15 protein-coding genes are annotated in these 17,477 nt (G+C 35.7%); 13 read left to right on the top strand and 2 right to left on the bottom strand.

Features of this window, described 5'->3' with window-relative positions:
- The first annotated feature begins 419 nt into the window (after nt 1-419).
- A complete protein-coding gene (locus LBP67_05355; GenBank protein ID MDR2084402.1) occupies nt 420-1,040 on the top strand; it encodes a hypothetical protein in 621 nt (206 codons plus the stop codon).
- A 293-nt stretch (nt 1,041-1,333) separates the two neighbouring features.
- Here LBP67_05355 and LBP67_05360 read toward each other — a convergent pair whose 3' ends face one another.
- Both LBP67_05360 and LBP67_05365 read right to left on the bottom strand, forming a co-directional pair.
- Entirely contained in the window at nt 1,334-1,477 is a 144-nt protein-coding gene (locus LBP67_05360; protein ID MDR2084403.1) for a helix-turn-helix domain-containing protein, read from the bottom strand.
- Between the two features lie 18 nt (nt 1,478-1,495).
- Nucleotides 1,496-2,056: a hypothetical protein gene (locus LBP67_05365; GenBank protein MDR2084404.1), complete on the bottom strand. Its 561-nt coding sequence runs from the start codon at nt 2,054-2,056 to the stop codon at nt 1,496-1,498.
- Between the two features lie 56 nt (nt 2,057-2,112).
- On the opposite strand from LBP67_05365, the gene LBP67_05370 reads away from it, so the two are divergent.
- The 12 genes from LBP67_05370 (at nt 2,113) to LBP67_05425 (ending at nt 17,473) form a co-directional block, all read left to right on the top strand.
- A complete protein-coding gene (locus LBP67_05370; protein MDR2084405.1) occupies nt 2,113-2,607 on the top strand; it encodes a hypothetical protein in 495 nt (164 codons plus the stop codon).
- A 293-nt stretch (nt 2,608-2,900) separates the two neighbouring features.
- Nucleotides 2,901-3,617: a hypothetical protein gene (locus LBP67_05375; GenBank protein ID MDR2084406.1), complete on the top strand. Its 717-nt coding sequence runs from the start codon at nt 2,901-2,903 to the stop codon at nt 3,615-3,617.
- Nucleotides 3,618-4,274: 657 nt separating this feature from the next.
- On the top strand, nt 4,275-5,639 hold the full coding sequence (locus LBP67_05380) for an MATE family efflux transporter (GenBank protein MDR2084407.1): 1,365 nt from the start codon (nt 4,275-4,277) through the stop codon (nt 5,637-5,639).
- Nucleotides 5,620-6,189 carry a Crp/Fnr family transcriptional regulator gene (locus LBP67_05385; protein MDR2084408.1) on the top strand — a complete coding sequence of 190 codons (570 nt, stop codon included), beginning with the start codon at nt 5,620-5,622 and terminating at the stop codon, nt 6,187-6,189. Before LBP67_05380 ends, LBP67_05385 begins: the two co-directional genes overlap by 20 nt.
- A 313-nt stretch (nt 6,190-6,502) precedes the next feature.
- Complete coding sequence (locus tag LBP67_05390; protein ID MDR2084409.1) at nt 6,503-7,003, top strand: GNAT family N-acetyltransferase; 501 nt, start codon at nt 6,503-6,505, stop codon at nt 7,001-7,003.
- A gap of 223 nt (nt 7,004-7,226) precedes the next feature.
- Nucleotides 7,227-8,819, top strand: coding sequence for a site-specific DNA-methyltransferase (locus tag LBP67_05395; GenBank protein ID MDR2084410.1), 1,593 nt, complete (start codon nt 7,227-7,229; stop codon nt 8,817-8,819).
- A gap of 30 nt (nt 8,820-8,849) precedes the next feature.
- Complete coding sequence (locus LBP67_05400) at nt 8,850-9,608, top strand: TdeIII family type II restriction endonuclease (GenBank protein MDR2084411.1); 759 nt, start codon at nt 8,850-8,852, stop codon at nt 9,606-9,608.
- 291 nt (nt 9,609-9,899) lie between these two features.
- Nucleotides 9,900-11,240, top strand: a complete 1,341-nt coding sequence (locus LBP67_05405) for a hypothetical protein (protein MDR2084412.1) — start codon at nt 9,900-9,902, stop codon at nt 11,238-11,240.
- A 155-nt stretch (nt 11,241-11,395) separates the two neighbouring features.
- A complete protein-coding gene (locus LBP67_05410) occupies nt 11,396-12,517 on the top strand; it encodes a peptidase M75 (GenBank protein MDR2084413.1) in 1,122 nt (373 codons plus the stop codon).
- A 59-nt stretch (nt 12,518-12,576) separates the two neighbouring features.
- Nucleotides 12,577-13,980, top strand: coding sequence for a hypothetical protein (locus tag LBP67_05415; GenBank protein MDR2084414.1), 1,404 nt, complete (start codon nt 12,577-12,579; stop codon nt 13,978-13,980).
- 114 nt (nt 13,981-14,094) lie between these two features.
- A complete protein-coding gene (gene ccsA / locus LBP67_05420) occupies nt 14,095-16,455 on the top strand; it encodes a cytochrome c biogenesis protein CcsA (protein MDR2084415.1) in 2,361 nt (786 codons plus the stop codon).
- Between the two features lie 298 nt (nt 16,456-16,753).
- The gene (locus LBP67_05425; GenBank protein ID MDR2084416.1) at nt 16,754-17,473 is read left to right on the top strand and encodes a DUF2846 domain-containing protein; all 720 of its coding nucleotides are present in this window, start codon (nt 16,754-16,756) and stop codon (nt 17,471-17,473) included.
- Nucleotides 17,474-17,477 lie beyond the last annotated feature (4 nt).

Raw genomic sequence — 17,477 nt, forward strand, 5'->3', positions numbered from 1 at the left:
ACTACCGGATCAATGCTTTCTTGACCTTCGGTTCCGTAATACTTCTTTGTCTGTTGGTAGAGAAACCGCAAATCAATGGATTTATTCAGATTGCGGTAAAAATCATCGGTAGGAACCAAATTATCCAAACTCAATGAATAAAATAACTTAGGAGTAAAATCTTTCTTGTCTTGCATATCGTAACTGTTTGGTACAAAGATACAAAAAACAGATACAAGTACTGTTGAAAAATGCTTATCTTTGCAGTTGTGCAACAAGCACAAGCGGTTTGGCGTAATGCGGGGTGTCGCCCGCAGAAAATCCTTGCGGATTTTCACGCTGACTCACCCGCGCAAACAATTGCTACCCCGCACTTCGCCAAGCCGCCGGGCGTGTGTAGACAATTTTTAGAAATGACAGATAATAAACAATAGAATACAATGGGAAATTTTTTAGGTCGATTAATTATTTGTGTTGATGGAGGAGATAAGAGCTATATTCTTTGGAATGGAACGGAGGCATATTACCAAAAATTGCGAGAAGCATATTTAGATATTAAAAATGATAAGGATACAAAATATTTACATTTCGGTTTTTTCACTCTTTGCGCTAGTACTTTGGAATTTTCGCTAAATTTTTTATTGACAAATTATTGCGTAAACCATTTTGGACATGAAGATTATAAAAAATATGCTGAAGCATATATTGGCTTGCCGTTCAGTAAAAAACTACTTATGGCTCCAAGTATTATTTCTAATGGGAAGTATATGTTAAATGAAGATAACACCTCATTTAAAACGCTTAAAGAATTGATTGCATTGAGAAATAAGATTCTTCACAATAAAGAATTTTTACAGGAATTTGATTTCCCTTTATTAAATGATGTCAATCAAAAAGTACCAATAGAATTTCAAATACAGATGGGAGATAATCCTATTGACTCTTTAGACAAACAATTATGCTTAAGGTATGGCGATGCTCTTGGTCAATTTAAAACACTTATCATGATACCTGCGTTGGAAAACAATTTGGAAATAAATGAAATGATAAGAAGTACATAAAACTGCCTCTAACAAGCAGTTGGGCAAAAGCTTGGCATTGCGTTGTAGGAAAGCGAGTTGCAAATAAAAAGTTGCTTTCTTCGTAGAAAAGTTTATCTTTACCCCGCACTTCGCCAAGCCGCCGCACCATTGGCGGTAACTTTGGCGAGCGATAGTGCGCTAAATAACTGATTATATCCTTTATTGTCCCTCGATGAAATTACAGCAATACGCTTGAAGAATTTCCCCAAAAACGTTGAGAACGAAAAATTCAGTTTATTGCCAATTTGTTGAATGGCATATTGATTAATTTCTCAACACTCTCGATATTCTTTGGGCGACATGCCTACACGGCTCTTAAAATATTTACAAAAAAACGATGGATTGGGAAAATTAAGTTCATTGCTTATTTCTTGAATCGAAAGTTCGGTTGATTTCAGCAGAAGTTTAATTTCCACAACCGTACAACTGTCAATCTACTCTTTTGCGGAACGTTTATCCATATCCAATTCTTTCAATATTGCTGAAAGATATTTAGGCGTAATATGAAGTTTATCGGCATAAAATGAAACTTCTCTGATGGTTTTGAAATGTTTCAATACCAAACTGCAAAATCGTTCCATTATCTCCGTCTTACGCGAGCGGGAAGAATGTTCCAGCGATTCGTGTCTTTTTATTTTATCGTAAACGTCCAAGAAAAAATTACGTAGCGTATTCATGATTATTTCTCTGCGAAAAAGATTTTCTTCGTCCCCGTAATACAGTTTCAAAGAACAAAAGCAATGTCGGTAAAATTTATCGAATTCTAATTCGCCATATTCATGCGTGTTATTTTCTTTAATATACCCCACAAAAGCAGGCGGAAAGCGAAACAGAATTTCGCTCATAAATTTGGATGACAATTTTATGTATAAAAAAGAAAAATCGGGACTGACTTTTTGTAAAGAAACAATCTGACCGGGAAATATGATTAATAATTTGTTTTTTACCGCTTTTTGTTGAACCATATCTATTTCAACGTCAGTTTCTCCGCTCATTCCTACCGAAATATACCCAAAATCCGACCGTCGGGGATAATTTCAACGGCGGACTGGTGCTGACATTAGCTTTAATGCTCTTGCTGGGTACTTCAAGCACTATCGAAAACACATTCATATACGGCATAATGCACTACGACAGTTTAAACGCAATTTCGCTTAATTGCTTGGTTTTAGCAGGAATTATAACAGGAAGCATTTTTTCTTGGTACACACTTGCCGTTCGCAAAGTCCGATATAAAACGGTTATCTTTATCGGTTTTATGTGCTTGGTAGCTTATCAGATGCTCTTTTACTTTATCATTGACCCACGCATAAATATCGAAATGCTCTATTCTTTGTCTATATTTAGAGGAATAGGTTATGCCATTCTTTATGTATCATTGGTATTATACACTACTGAAAAAGTACCATTCCCTCACTTTTTTCAGGCGCTTTGCATTATCGGATTTATACGCACAGGGCTTGGTTCGGTTATCAGTTCTTCCTTTTTGAGCAATTGGATGCCGTATCTTATCAAAAAAAACAATATGCTCATGGCCGGCAGTTAGATGCCGTCAATCCGTCAGCAGTATCATTGCCCATACAAACCCTCTACAACGAAGTCAATCGGCAGGCCACGCTTATCAGCTTAAAGTCCCGAAAAATTATTATGATAAACTTTTTATCATAATATGGACACGAATCGGAATGCTTGTTTCGTCCGACATTGCCCCTTCCCAAAACAAAACACCAAACAGAAAGCTCGCCTGAAAGCATAATTACAATGAAAATATTTTTAAATTTCCCCTTATCAAAATATTTCGTTAATTTTATCCGTTCATTAAATCTAAAATAACAGCCTATGAGTTCACATTCAGAAAAAGGACACGCAAAAAATGTTGCAAACTTTGAAACCGAAATTTCATTTTGCACGGCTTACGGAACCGCCTACAATCCGAGCAAACAATCAATCACAATTACTGCATTAAATGAATTGCTTCAGCAATCCCGCACTGCGCTTAACGAAGTTACACGAGAAAAAAACACTTACGATTTGGCAGTAAACGAACGTAAAATTGTGTTTTCGACACTCAAACCAACAGCAACCCGACTTATCAACGCATTAGATGTTACCGATGCGTCCTATGAAACGGTCGCTGATGCCAAAAGCATAAACAAAAAAATACAAGGCGGTCGCACAAGTGCAAAACCAAGCGAAGACGAAGACAAAAAAACAATCTCAACCTCACAGCAAAGCTACGACAGTTTAGTCGAGAATTTCTCTAAACTCCTTGATTTGATTGCCTTAGAGCCGAGTTACGCACCAAACGAAGAAGAATTGCGTATCGACACATTAAATCAGTATGTCGAAAAACTTCGGTCAACAAATTTAATTGTAATCGAGACCTATACCGTGTATAGCAATTCAATGATTTCACGCGACAATGTTATGTACGCCGAAAAATCGGGTATGGTCAATACAGCTTTAGAAGTAAAGAAATATGTCAAATCCGTATTCGGAGCCACTTCGCCCCAATTCAAACAAGTAAGCAAATTAGAGTTTTCTCGCCCGAGATAGAGCATAAAACTCGAAACCGATAACATAAATAAGCCTTGCTTCGCAAGGCTTATTTATGTTATAAGTTACATTCTTCCGTCCGCTTTTGATATTCCATTATCCGCACTTGTAATTTTTCTATCCGATTTTGCAATTTGCCTATCTGCATTTGTAATTTTCCCAAAGGGGATTGTATTTTTTTATCCGAGATTGATATTCTTGCATACGGGTTTAATATTTTAATGTCCGAGTTTGTAATTTTTTTGTCCGAGAATTATATTATTCAATCCGAGAAAGATATTTTCACAACCCTACCAAGTATTTTCCTATCCGAGTTCATAATTGTTTAAAGAAAAATTGTACTTTTACAAATCGGTTTTCTACATATAGAAAACGACAATGAAGAAATAAGCAGTAAAGCAACCGCCAACATGCAGCTTGGCGTAATGTGGGATGTGAGAAACTTTGGTATAAACTTGAATCCAGCCCACAGGAACATTCATATTCTCTCATACTTCGCCAAGCCGTCAACCGTTAACAACAATCCCTCTCACCTTCCAAAAACCATTCTCCCCAAACTCGAAAAATAAATCCCTCTATTTTTCATTTATTACCAATTGTTAAGTGCTTTCGAAAATAGAAGTCCTACCTTTGCAGTCGTTTTTAAAATGGAATGATATGCTAAGAGACAGTCTCGATTTCAAAACATTACCAATTGGTAAACTATTTGCCAAACAATTTTTTCCTGCAATGCTCGGAATGATTTCGACAGCCCTTTTTACCGTTGTCGATGGAATTTTCGTTGGTCGCGGATTGGGAAGCGACGCATTAGCCGCCGTCAATATTGCTGCTCCGCTGTTTATGATTGTTGCTGGAATCGGATTAATGTTCGGTATGGGCGGAGGAATTTTGGTATCACTCAATCTTTCACGGGAAAAATCCAAAGTAGCCAATATCAACGTAACACAATCAACCGTTACACTTTTTATAGTTGCTCTTATCATAGCCTTATTGGTTACAATATTTCCAACGCAAACAGCAGTTTTGTTCGGGGCAAACGATTATCTGAAAGAAATGGCCGGCGAATATCTGTTTTGGTATGCCATTGCACTGCCGATTACCGTTTTCACGATTTCTTTACCTTTTTTCGTTCGTCAAACAAATCCCAATTATGCAATGTGGGCAATGCTTACAAGTACAGTAATAAATATCATACTTGATTATGTTTTTATTTTCGTTTTCAAATGGGGATTATTCGGAGCTGCTATTGCCACCGACATAGGCGGAGTAGTAAGTGCAATACTTCTGTTCGTTTATCTTCTGAACCCCAAAATAGCGGTTAGATTCGCCAGACTCAAAATGAGCGTGAACAGCATACGTTTGACTTTGCGGAATGCCTGGTATATGATAAAACTCGGAATTTCGTCTTGTTTAAGCGAAATGACCTTAGCCGTTATGGCAATCACAGGAAATTACGTTTTTATGCACTATTTAGGAGCCGACGGGGTTGCTTCATACAGCATTATTTGTTATCTTTTTCCTGTTATATTTATGGTTTTCAATGCAATGATACAAGCCGCACAACCCATCATAAGTTATAATTACGGTTGCGGACAAATAGAACGTTCCAACAAGGTTGCCAAATTATCGCTCGTTTATGCTTTGGTTTTCGGATTGTTTATTACGGTTCTGTTTTCTTGCTTTGCCGACACTATTATATCCATGTTTTTGCCCGACAAAACCGGCAATGCATATCAGTACGCTCATTCGGGATTACCCTTGTTTGCGTTGGATTACGTTTTCTTCGGAATCAATGTAATTGCAATCGGTTATTATTCAAGTATCGAACGAGTAAAACGAGCAATAAGCCTGACTGTTTTGCGTGGAATATTACCTGTAATTTTTTTCTTTACGCTGCCTAAAATGTTCGGAGTTGCGGGAATATGGCTTTCAGTCGGAGCAGGTGATTTTGTTACAACGTTAATTATTGTAACTTTGCTTCTCAAAGATAAATTCAGTACCAGTGGAAAAATTAATAAGTAAAATAAACGAGCATCACCCATTAGCCGAAAGCGAAGAGCTATTACTTCGGCAAACTTTACGCACGCTTCATTTTCCAAAAGGAAGTGTTGTTATCGAAGAGGGAAAAATAGACGACTCTATATATTTTATAAATAAAGGCGTTTGGCGGGCACATATCGGACGCGACGGCGAAGATTATACTTTATGGTTTGCCGTTTCCGGCGAAGCGGTTTTTTCATCTTGGGGACATATTCGAAATCTGCCGTCACGATTAACAATATCTTCGTCAAGCGACAGTGTGGTTATTGAAATGAAAAAGAGTACAATACAAAAATTATCGGAAACTTCGCCTACTTTCAACATCTGGCTCCACCAACTTTATGTTGATACAATTCTAAGCACTGATGACCAACTCGTAAATATTTCCTATCCCAAAGCCGAAAAACGTTATTTGGCTTTTATGAAAAAAATGCCCGAAATATTTCAGCATGTTCCGCTCAAAGAAATAGCGGGGTTTATAGGCGTAACTCCTCAATCACTCAGTCGTATCCGTGCAAAAATAGAATTATAAAATTATCATAATACAACTCTAACAAAAAAAAATACAAGAAATAAACAAAAATTTTTTACCATTTCACAATACAAAAGATACAAGGAGCGTTATATGCTGCTTAACAATGTGCTCTTCGATGTTTAGATAGAAAAATCTTTAAAAAACCATCGGCGTTTTGTTAGGCAGAAAAATCAACTTACATAGAAAAGTCTAGTTTTGCTAATTAATTTTGTGTTTGCGAATGGGTATTTTCAGATTTTTATGGGAATTATTGTAATTTTGGGAAACAATTTGATAAAACAGCAACGAATTACAGATAAAATTGAAAAATATGAATTATAAACTGAGGGCTTGGAAAATATCAGATATTGAAAGTGTCGTCAGGCATGCAAATAACTATAACGTCGCCAAATGGTTGACGAATCAATTTCCATATCCTTATGACGAAACAGACGCTGAGGCATTTATCAATTCCGTATTGAACGATAGTCCGCAAAGAGTTTTCGCAATTGAAATAAATAATGAAGCAGTCGGCTCTATTGGTATTTTTCCGCAATCTGACATTCATGAAAAGAGTGCCGAAATAGGTTACTGGTTGTCGGAAAAATATTGGGGAAACGGTATTATGCCGAAAGCGATAGAGGAAATTGTTAATTACGGATTTAAAACTTTTGATATCGTAAGAATTTTTGCTCGTCCGTTTTATACAAATAAGGGTTCACAACGAGTATTGGAGAAGGCAGGATTTGAGCAGGAAGCAAGATTAAAGAAAGCTTTGTATAAGAATGGCGAGTTTTCGGATGAATTAATTTATGTGAAATTGAAAGAATAATACGATGAGTAACAAATGGTTTTGCGTAATGCGAGTGTGGTTTCGCGAAAAGATTACGGAAATTCGGGCGTTCATCTCCCGAGGAACAATTTGTGTAACTATTGTTACATCAAATTGTTATGAACAGCAAATAATACAAAAACGACATTCAAACAAAATTGTCAAATATAAATATATACAACAATTAATTTGATTATTTTTGCAACCGGAAAAATATACAGATATGATCTCAAACGACAAATTGTTATCCATTAAAGAAGCAAGTGAATGGGCTACTAATTTCGTTGGACGTGATGTTACAATATCCAATATCTCATATCTGATTCAATACGGAAGAGTAAAGAAATTTGAAGAAAACGGTTCTACTCTAATTTCTCAAAAAGACCTTTATGATTACTACAACTCATATAATCAATCAAGAGAAACCGTATTTAAAGAAAAGTTAGGAGAAGATTTGAATTGGGCACTTTCTTTTGAGCAATATAAGGAAACTGAAACCACAAAGCATGTTCATAGACTTCACCCTTACAAAGGCAAGTTTATTCCTCAATTGGTTGAATATTTTTTAGATAATCATACAGATAAATTTAAAACCGAAACATATTTTCAAGAAGGAGATATTATTCTCGATCCGTTTTCGGGCAGCGGAACTACGATGGTTCAATCATCGGAATTAGGCATGCATGCTATCGGAATTGATATTTCCGTATTCAATACATTGATTGGTAATTCAAAAACCGAAAAATATGATATTGCAGACATACAAAATGAATTAAAACGAATAACAAAATCACTGCAAAAGTTTATTAAAGACTCCAATGCTGTTGAGTTTGAGGATAAATTATTGCAAGAACTAAATTTATTTAATACCGAATACTTTCCCGTACCGGAATACAAATATCAGGTACGGAACAAATTAATTGACGGGAAAAAATACGGATTGGAAAAAGAACAAGAATTTTTACCCATTTTTCAGCAGTTGGTTGAGCAATACAATATCAAACTAAAACAAGAGAAGTCGGATACTTTTCTTGATAAATGGTATTCTCAACATATCAGAGAAGAAATTGAATTTGTTTTCGAGAGGATAAAAGAAATTCAAAATAACCAAACAAAAAAAATAATCAGTATAATTCTAAGTCGCACAATCAGAAGTTGTAGAGCTACAACTCATGCCGATCTGGCAACTTTAGTTGAACCTATTACAACGACTTATTATTGCAGCAAACATGGAAAAATTTGCAAACCATTATTTTCCATTTTAAAATGGTGGAAAAGTTATTCAAAAGATACGGTAAAACGACTACTACAATTTGATGAGCTACGAACAGCCACATATCAATTATGTTTAACAGGCGATAGTCGTGAAATAAATATTTTAGAAGAAGTAAAGAAAATAAACCCTGAATTTGGAGGTTTACTTGAAAAGCAAAAAATAAAAGGTATATTTTCTTCTCCACCTTATGTCGGATTGATTGATTATCACGAACAACATGCTTATGCTTATGATTTATTCGGATTTGAAAGAAAAGATGAAATGGAAATAGGCCCTTTATATAAAGGAAGCAAAAAAGAAGCTCAACTAAGCTATATACAGGGAATTACTGACGTATTGAATAATTGTAAAAAATATCTCGTTGATGATTATGACATTTTTTTAGTTGCAAACGACAAATACAATATGTATCCGACAATTGCTGAAAACGCGGAAATGAAAATAGTAAATCAATTTACACGACCTGTATTAAATAGAACAGAAAAAGATAAAACAGCATATTCTGAAATAATATTTCACTTAAAAGAAAAAGAAAAATAAAATGGCACTTAAGAAACCCAAATTCAGCAAATTGAATTTGTTTTAAAAAATAGCCTCAAACATAAGTTTCAAAATTACAATCCGGAACCTGCCGTTATGCCTTTTCATACAAGACTGTTAGGGAAAGACAGAATGGCCTTGTTTTCTTTTATTCATTCATTGAATACGAATTTTGGAACAAGTATTTTTGAGCCGGTTGCTTTGGCATTGGCTGCAACTAAATTTAAAATTGCTAGATCACAAGCTACGGCCGGTACACAGATTAGCGAGTCGGCACAACGAATCATTCAAAATATTATGGACGATCTCACCTCAGGCAATTCCCGTCCGAATAAACTCGAAGAAATTAAACACATAAAGGAAGTCTGTCAAACAGGTAGTTTCCGAACCGTAAAGCCTACAAAAGTTGATGTTTGGTTGGAGTCTGAGAATGGCGATTTATACTTATTCGACATACAAACCGCCAAACCCAATAAGGGAGGTTTTAAAGAATTCAAGAGAACACTGCTTGAATGGACAGCCTGTGTTATTGCTGCAAATCCGGAAATATCAGTTAATACACTTATAGCAATTCCATATAACCCTTATGCTCCAAAGCCATATTCCCGTTGGACTATGGCCGGAATGCTCGATTTAGGACAAGAGCTAAAAGTTGCAGAAGAATTTTGGGATTTTTTAGGCGGAGAAGGAGCTTACAGTCAATTGTTAGATGTTTTTGAACGGGTTGGTTTTGAGTTAAAACCTGAAATAGACAATTATTTCGACAAGTTCAACAACAACAAAAATTGATGAGCAATTTACAATAGACGGTTTATCATAATGCGGGGTGTTTATCCGCAGAAACTTTCGTTTGAATTTGAAAGTTTTTTGCAGGTGGGAATATTTTAGCTCTCTGTATCATGATAAACCGCCAACCGGTAAACACTTTATCCGAAATTCTACAATAAATTTATATCATCCCTATTTATTATTACTACCTCTTCTCTTAAATCCCCATTTATAGGGATATGTTAAAATTTGCATAATTTCTACTTTTGCGCGTTAATTATAATTTTTGTTAAATCAAAATAAATTCGCAAAATGAAAAAATTATACTCCGTGATTATCTGTTTGTTGATGTGTATTCCTATCGTATATGCCAACTTCAATTCGGAAGAAGTAAAAAAAGACTCTACTAATTCAGCAAAAAAATGGGAACATACGGTTTATACCGATGAAGTACAAAAGGAGAATGCTAAAACCAGCAAATTACAAATCGGCGGTTACGGAGAAGCTACAACACATCGTTTTTTCTATAGTGACGACTTTAACCGTTATAAATATCCGGAAAATTATACTTCCGTGCCGAGTCGCGGACAATTTGATTTACCGCATGTTGTATTTAGCATTTCCTATAATTTCGGTAAAGGTTGGAGTGTTTCTACTGAAATAGAATTTGAACATGGCGGTACCGGATCTACTATTGAAATTGAAGATGAGGAATTTGGAGAATATGAACAAGAGGTAGAAAAAGGCGGAGAAATAGTTTTAGAGCAATTCTGGATTCAAAAGAGTTTCAACAAATACATCAATATTCGTATGGGTCATATTATTGTACCTATCGGAATTACAAACCAATACCACATGCCTATAGAATATTTTACAGTTCTTCGTCCTGAAGAGGAAACTTCAATTCTTCCCGTTACCTGGCATGAATATGGAATAAGTTTATGGGGAAATGCAGGTAAGTGGAGTTATAATGCAATGTTTCTTGCAGGATTAGACGCCGAACGTTTCAGTGATAGAGGTTGGATAAAAGACGGAGCCGTTTCTCCTTATGAGTTTAAAATCGCGAATTCTTATGCCGGAGCTTTCCGTGTGGATTACAGAGCTGTTGAAGGATTAAGAATCGGTCTTAGCGGATATTACGGCCTTAGTGCTAAAAACAGTCTGAAAAACAGATATGAGGAGATTTACGGTGATGTGCTGATAGGCAGTTTAGATGCAACTTACAATTACAATAATGTTATTGCACGCGGAACATTTGTTTACGGACATTTATGGGATTCGTTCGAAATATCCAGAAAAAATAAAAATATGTCGTCAAATTCACCTTCGCCGCGTACAAATGTGGCTTCGGGTGCTATGTGTTACTTCGTTGAGGCGGGCTACGACATTTTTTCTTTCTTTCCGAAACTTGAAGAACAAAAATTCTATATTTTCGGACATTTCGGATATTATCATTCTATGTTCAATACCGTAGAAGGAATCTTGTCAGATGCCCGCTTTGAGCGTCATATTGCTTCCGCAGGAATAAACTATTATCCGCTTCCGCAGATAGTGATTAAAGCGGAATTTTCTTCGAGAATATTTAATAGTCCATACAATAACGAAAACACTATTTCTTTGGGAGTTATGTACACGGGAATGTTTAATAAATAATTAAACACTATTCGAATCTAAAATCACATTAATTAATCACAAAACAAAATTATAATATGAATCCGACACAGATAACTCAACTAAAAAGAATAAATACTTTTTGTCGGCTACATATGACGATTAACTGAAAAATAAATGATTAAAATTATATTCTTATGAAAAAATTAAAAAATTTAATGTTAGTAGCTATGGCTTGTTTTGCTTTAGTTAGTTTATTTTCTTGCGAAAGAGGTAACAGCGGCGACGGTGATGATGCTGAGATGTTAGAAATCTTAGATGCTTACACCAATAATACTGTTATTAAAACCTACGGTTTACTTGCCGATAAAGCTATTGAATTATTAGAGTTATGCGAAGATTTACAAAATTCACCAACTGATGCCAAAGTACAAGTTGCTGCTGAAAAATGGATTGACGCTCGTAAATACTGGGAACAATCGGAAGCTTTCCTATATGGCCCTGCCGAATATTATGCTTTGGATCCTCGTATTGATTCTTGGCCTCTTGATAAAAATACACTTGACCAACAACTCGCAGGCGATATGACTAATGTTGACGCCGCTTTTGTTCGTGATTATTACGGAGTTAACCTTATCGGTTTCCACGCCATTGAATATGTTCTTTTTGAAGACGGTCAGTCAAAAGCAGTTTCTAAAATAACTGAAAACGAATTAATCTATTTAGTTGCTGTTTCTGAAGTTTTAATGGAAGATTGTATTCTTCTGGAAGCAGCTTGGAATCAAAATTTATCAAGTGCTAAAAAAAGAATTTTAGATGATGCCGAACTTGAAGTTTCATCTAATTTCGGTTATGAAATGCTTAATGCAGGCTCTGCCGGTAGTCGTTTCAAAACGCCGCAACAAGCTGTTTACGAAATCATCGGAGGTTGTGAAACCATTGCAGATGAAGTTGGTAATGAAAAAATCGCAGATCCGTACGAAACCGGAAATGTTCTTCGCGTTGAGTCTTGGTACAGCTGGAATTCATTAACTGATTTTACCGATAATATAGTAAGTATTGAAAATTCATATTTAGGCGGAATGGAAGGATCCAGAACCGGTAAATCTTTAAGTGAGTATGTAAAAAGTAAAAATACTAAATTGGATACCGATATTTTAGCCGCTATCGATGATGCCATAAATGCAATTCAGGCGATTCCGGCTCCTTTTAGAAATCAACTTAACAATCCGGCCAGCGCTAAAGCAATAGAAGATGCTATGGATGCATGTAATGCGTTGATGGATCAACTCTCTTTAATCTATGATGTAATAGAATAATTATTTCTTAACAAAAACCAAATTCACAGCAAGTTTTGCTGTTCAAATTAAATATTATTATGAAAAAACATCTTTTATTTATTATTGGCGTATCTGTCTTGTGTTCTTTGTTTGTTGCTTGCGGTGGAGAAACTCCTACCGAACTTTCCGAAGAATATTATTCAGGCGGTATCAACGGAACCGCATTCAATAGAACCAGTTTGGCATACGAGCAACCTGCCCCGGCTATTAAAGACTTAGCGGCTTTCAAGCGTGGTGAAAAAATGTTTGAAAACAACTACGTAACGGGCGAAGGAACTCCTTTTTCCGGATTAGGTCCGGTATATATACGCTCTTCTTGTATAACCTGTCATCCGGGATACGGACGTTCTAAAAGAGTTAATACCTTTAATTCGGAAGAATACGGTAACGGTTATTTAGTGATGATACATACTCCCGACGGTAAAATATGCGAAAGTTTTACCGGAATGTTGCAAACAAGAGCCGTTTCTCCTTATAAACCACCTGTTGATGAATCGGGAATACATATCACATGGAATTCATATACCGACCAATATGGAAATGTTTTTCCGGACGGAGAGCCTTACAGCTTGATTTACCCAACTGTTACAATTGACAGGGAAGCTATTTTACTTCCGGTTCCCGATAATTATCAGGTTAGTATTGAGGGAACTATAGGTATCTACGGAACAGGTTTGTTGGATGCTATTACCGACGACGATCTGATTGCGGAACGTAATACACAAGTTGCCCGTGGTTACTGTGTCGGAGAACTTGGCGCTATGATTAAGGAAGCCGACGGAAGCGAACATCCCGGCCGTTATACTTACGGCTGTACCCGCGGAACCTTGCAAAACGGTCCCGGCTCTAACGCCCTGTGGAATATAACCAACGTAACACGTCCCGATAGAAATTATTTGTACGCTACAAAAGCATGGATAGAAAAAATGGCTGAACTCGGCTTGGACACTACGGGATTTGCCGGCGGTTTTCAAGAAACTGAAATGACTATGGCAGAATTTGATGATTTCATGATATGGCATCGCGGATTGGCCGTTCCTGCAGCTCGAGATTTAGATGATGAGGATGTACAAGCAGGTAAAGAAATATTTTACGAAATCGGATGTACTGCTTGTCATAAACCTACTTGGACTACAGGAACTTGTGAGTATATTTCCGGTTTTTCAAACCAAAAGATTTGGCCTTATACTGATATGTTAAAACATGATCTTGGAATGGAGGAACCCGGTTTACGTAAAATGTGCCGTACTACTCCACTTTGGGGTAGAGGTTTATCTTATATTTGTGCCGGTCATACCGATATGTTACACGACCTCAGGGCACGCAATTACCAAGAAGCTATTTTGTGGCATTTCGGCGACGCAGAACAAAGTCGCGAGAAGTTCCGTAACCTCAGCAAAGAGGAAAGAGGGAATCTTGTGAGATTCCTCGAATCTATATAAAATCGGTAAATATATATAATAAAAACTCAGAATTAACATATATATCGGATTTAGAACCATTTATTTTGTTAATTTTGAGTTTTTTATTATGCCATATTAAAATAATTCAGAAATATGAACAAATCATCCTTATCAAAAATTTTCTCATTCGGCTTCTTAATTATCATGCTGATAATCTTGGCGGTGGCAACTTTCGTGGAAAAAGTTAAAGGAACGCCGTTTGTATCGTCAAATATTTACGGATCTTGGTGGTTTGTCGGAATCTGGTTTATTATTGTTGCCTGCGGACTGCTTTTTATTCTGAAAAGAAAAATGTATAAACGCCCTGTTACATTTTTACTACATCTTTCATTTATTGTTATACTAACCGGCGCCTTTCTCACTTTCACAACTTCTTTAGAAGGAAAAATACATTTACGGGAAGGGAAATCAGAAAATTCTTTCATTAGCAAGAAAAATAACAGTTTGCACAAACTTCCTTTCGATATTACACTTTCCAAGTTTGAAGTAGAATATTATCCGGGCACACAAGCTCCTTATGATTATATCAGTAAAATAAAAATTGAGAATAATGGAGAAACAATCGAAGGAATGGTTTCAATGAATAAAGTTTTTTCAAATAAGGGTTATCGTTTTTATCAGGCTTCTTACGACAGGGATATGCAAGGTTCTACATTGATGATAAAATCAGACAAATACGGACTTCCTGTTACATATACCGGTTATTTTTTACTGTTTATTTCGATGATAGGATATTTCTTCGTTCCCGGAACAACATTCAGAAAATTATTAAATCATCCGGCATTAAAACAATCGGCAACGGTTTTATTACTGATATTCGGTTCAATCACGGCAGGCATCGCCCAACCGAAAACAATTCCGGAAGAAAGTGCAAAGAAATTAGGTGAAATCCAAATTCTGTATCGCGATAGAATTTGTCCGATGCAAACTTTTGCTAAAGATTTTACTCAAAAACTCTATGGAAAGTCTTCTTACCAATCTTTATCGCCGGAACAAGTCTTAGCGGGATGGTTATTTTTCCCTAACGAATGGAAAGACGAGCCTGTTATCAAGGTTAAAAACAAAGCCGTTCAACAGTATTTAGACTTAGAAAGTAAATATGCATCTTTTTCCGATTTCTTTATTGACGGAAAGATTTATAAACTTGCAACACCGCTCCAAAGGATTCGAATAGGTGAAGATGTTGAAGGGGCAAAAGATTTTATTGCTGCCGATGAAAAGATTCAGTTGATCTTTATGCTTCAAATGGAAACACTATTGAAAGTATTTCCGCAAAACATTTCGGAAGGAGAATTGATCTGGTACAGTCCTTCCGACGATATACCTGTAAATATTCCGGAAAACAAACGTTTACTCATTCAGGGAAGCTTTTCCTTATTGAAAGAATATGCGCAAGAAGAAAGTTGGCACGATTTAAATCATACTTTGGAAAAACTATCTATTTTTCAGAGAAGGTCAGCAGGTAAACTATTACTTTCTCCGCAAAAAGTTTCGGCAGAAAGGGTTTACAATTCCTGCAATGTTGTTAAGCCTATCGCTTTCATTAATTTGTTTATCGGAATTTTTGCTTTGATATATTTTTTCAGAAGAGAAAATAAAAACAATATCAATCGAAAAGATAAAATAATATCCCAGATATTAAACATTATTCTGATAATAAACGGGTTGGTAATTTTATTGATGATAAGTCTGCGAGGATATATCAGCGGAAGGATTCCGCTTGGCAACGGATTCGAAACATTGCAGTTTTTGTCAATCTGCATAATGTTGCTTGCTATCATTTTCCGTAAAAAAATGTTTTTGTCTATTCCTTTCGGGTTTATTTTCTCGGCTTTGGTATTGCTTGTTTCTATGATGGGTTCTGCCAATCCGCAAATTACTCAATTGCAGCCTGTATTGATTTCACCTCTCCTGAGCATTCACGTTTCACTTATTATGATTTCATACACCCTTTTTGCATTTATCGCTTTTAATGCGATAGCGTCATTTATATCTGTTATCAGTTCAAAGCAAAACAATATTGCTAATGTAAATCATAGAATGCTTCAGTTATCGGTTTTCAGCAGAATTTTACTTTACCCCGCACTTTTCTTACTGGCCGCAGGAATTTTTGTAGGAGCAATTTGGGCAGAAGTGAGTTGGGGCACATATTGGTCGTGGGATCCCAAAGAAACTTGGGCACTTATAACCATGATAATTTATGCGTTACCTATTCATAATAAAAGTCTCCCGCTTTTTAACCGTCCGTTCTTCTTTCATTTTTACAGTTTATCAGCTTTGTTGGTTGTGTTAATGACTTATTTCGGAGTGAATTATATTTTAGGCGGTATGCACAGCTATGGTGGTGATATGGGAATGAATGTAATGTTAATTATCGGAGTAATTTTAGTAATCTTTGTAGCGCTTCCTTTATGGGCATATTTGAAATATAGAAAGATGAAAATAACATGTTGATGAGATTGAGTTGAATGGTCTAAAGACAGACTTTGCCTCTCAAATCTTAGGTATAGAGTTCAATATTGCTTGTTGTCAATACTAACTAATTCTTTATACGCTTTATAATCAGCATAATTCCATTCCAGAAATGATTTCTTAGGATAATTCAAAATGAAATCATTTTTCTTTTCCTTCATTTTCTCGTAATATTATAGTATTTATAAAAAATAACAAATAACCAAGATAAAAAAATGAGAATTTAAATTAATTCTTATCTTTGTTTTTAGATTTTTTATTAATAATAATATTTTAAAATATGAGAAAAAACATTTTTATTTTATTCGGTATCTGTGCCCTAATAATTAGTTCCTGTTCACCGAAAGTATCAACAAGTATAAGTAAAACTTATGACAAATTAAATTCTACAGAACCAATTGTTGTTTTTGGTGTTGATGATGCGGCACCTTCAAATGCAGAAATTTTGGGAAATTTAAAAATTGGCGAATCAGGATTAACTGTAAATTGTGAGTTTGAATCTGTGCTTGCTTTAGCAACAGATGAGGCAAGAAAAATTGGCGGAAATGCTATTAAATTAACTGAACATAATACGCCGAGTGCGCTTGGAAGTTCTTGTCACAGGATTAAAGCCGATATTTTACGAATTGACAATATAGAAACTTTCATAAGTACGGAAAGTTCCAAAGATACATCAATTAGTGATGAATATGCAGTACTGCATATTTATAGACAAGGAGGTGCAGGTGCTTTAGTTGGCTATGATTTGTATTTGGGCGATAATGTAATATGCAGGGTAAAAAATAAATGGAGGGAAACAATCATTATTAGAGAAGAAGGAAGAAATACTTTATGGGCAAGAACAGAGGCAAAAGCCGAATTACCCATCAACATCCAGTTCGGAAAAGAATATTATATCCGATGTAGTATTACAATGGGTGCATTCGTTGGTCATCCCAAAATTGAACTTGTTGATAGCTCTGTTGGAAAGTTAGAAATTAAATCTATACCCATTCAATAGTGTA

The sequence above is a fragment of the Bacteroidales bacterium genome, from assembly GCA_031276035.1.
Lineage (GTDB): Bacteria > Bacteroidota > Bacteroidia > Bacteroidales > BM520 > RGIG7150.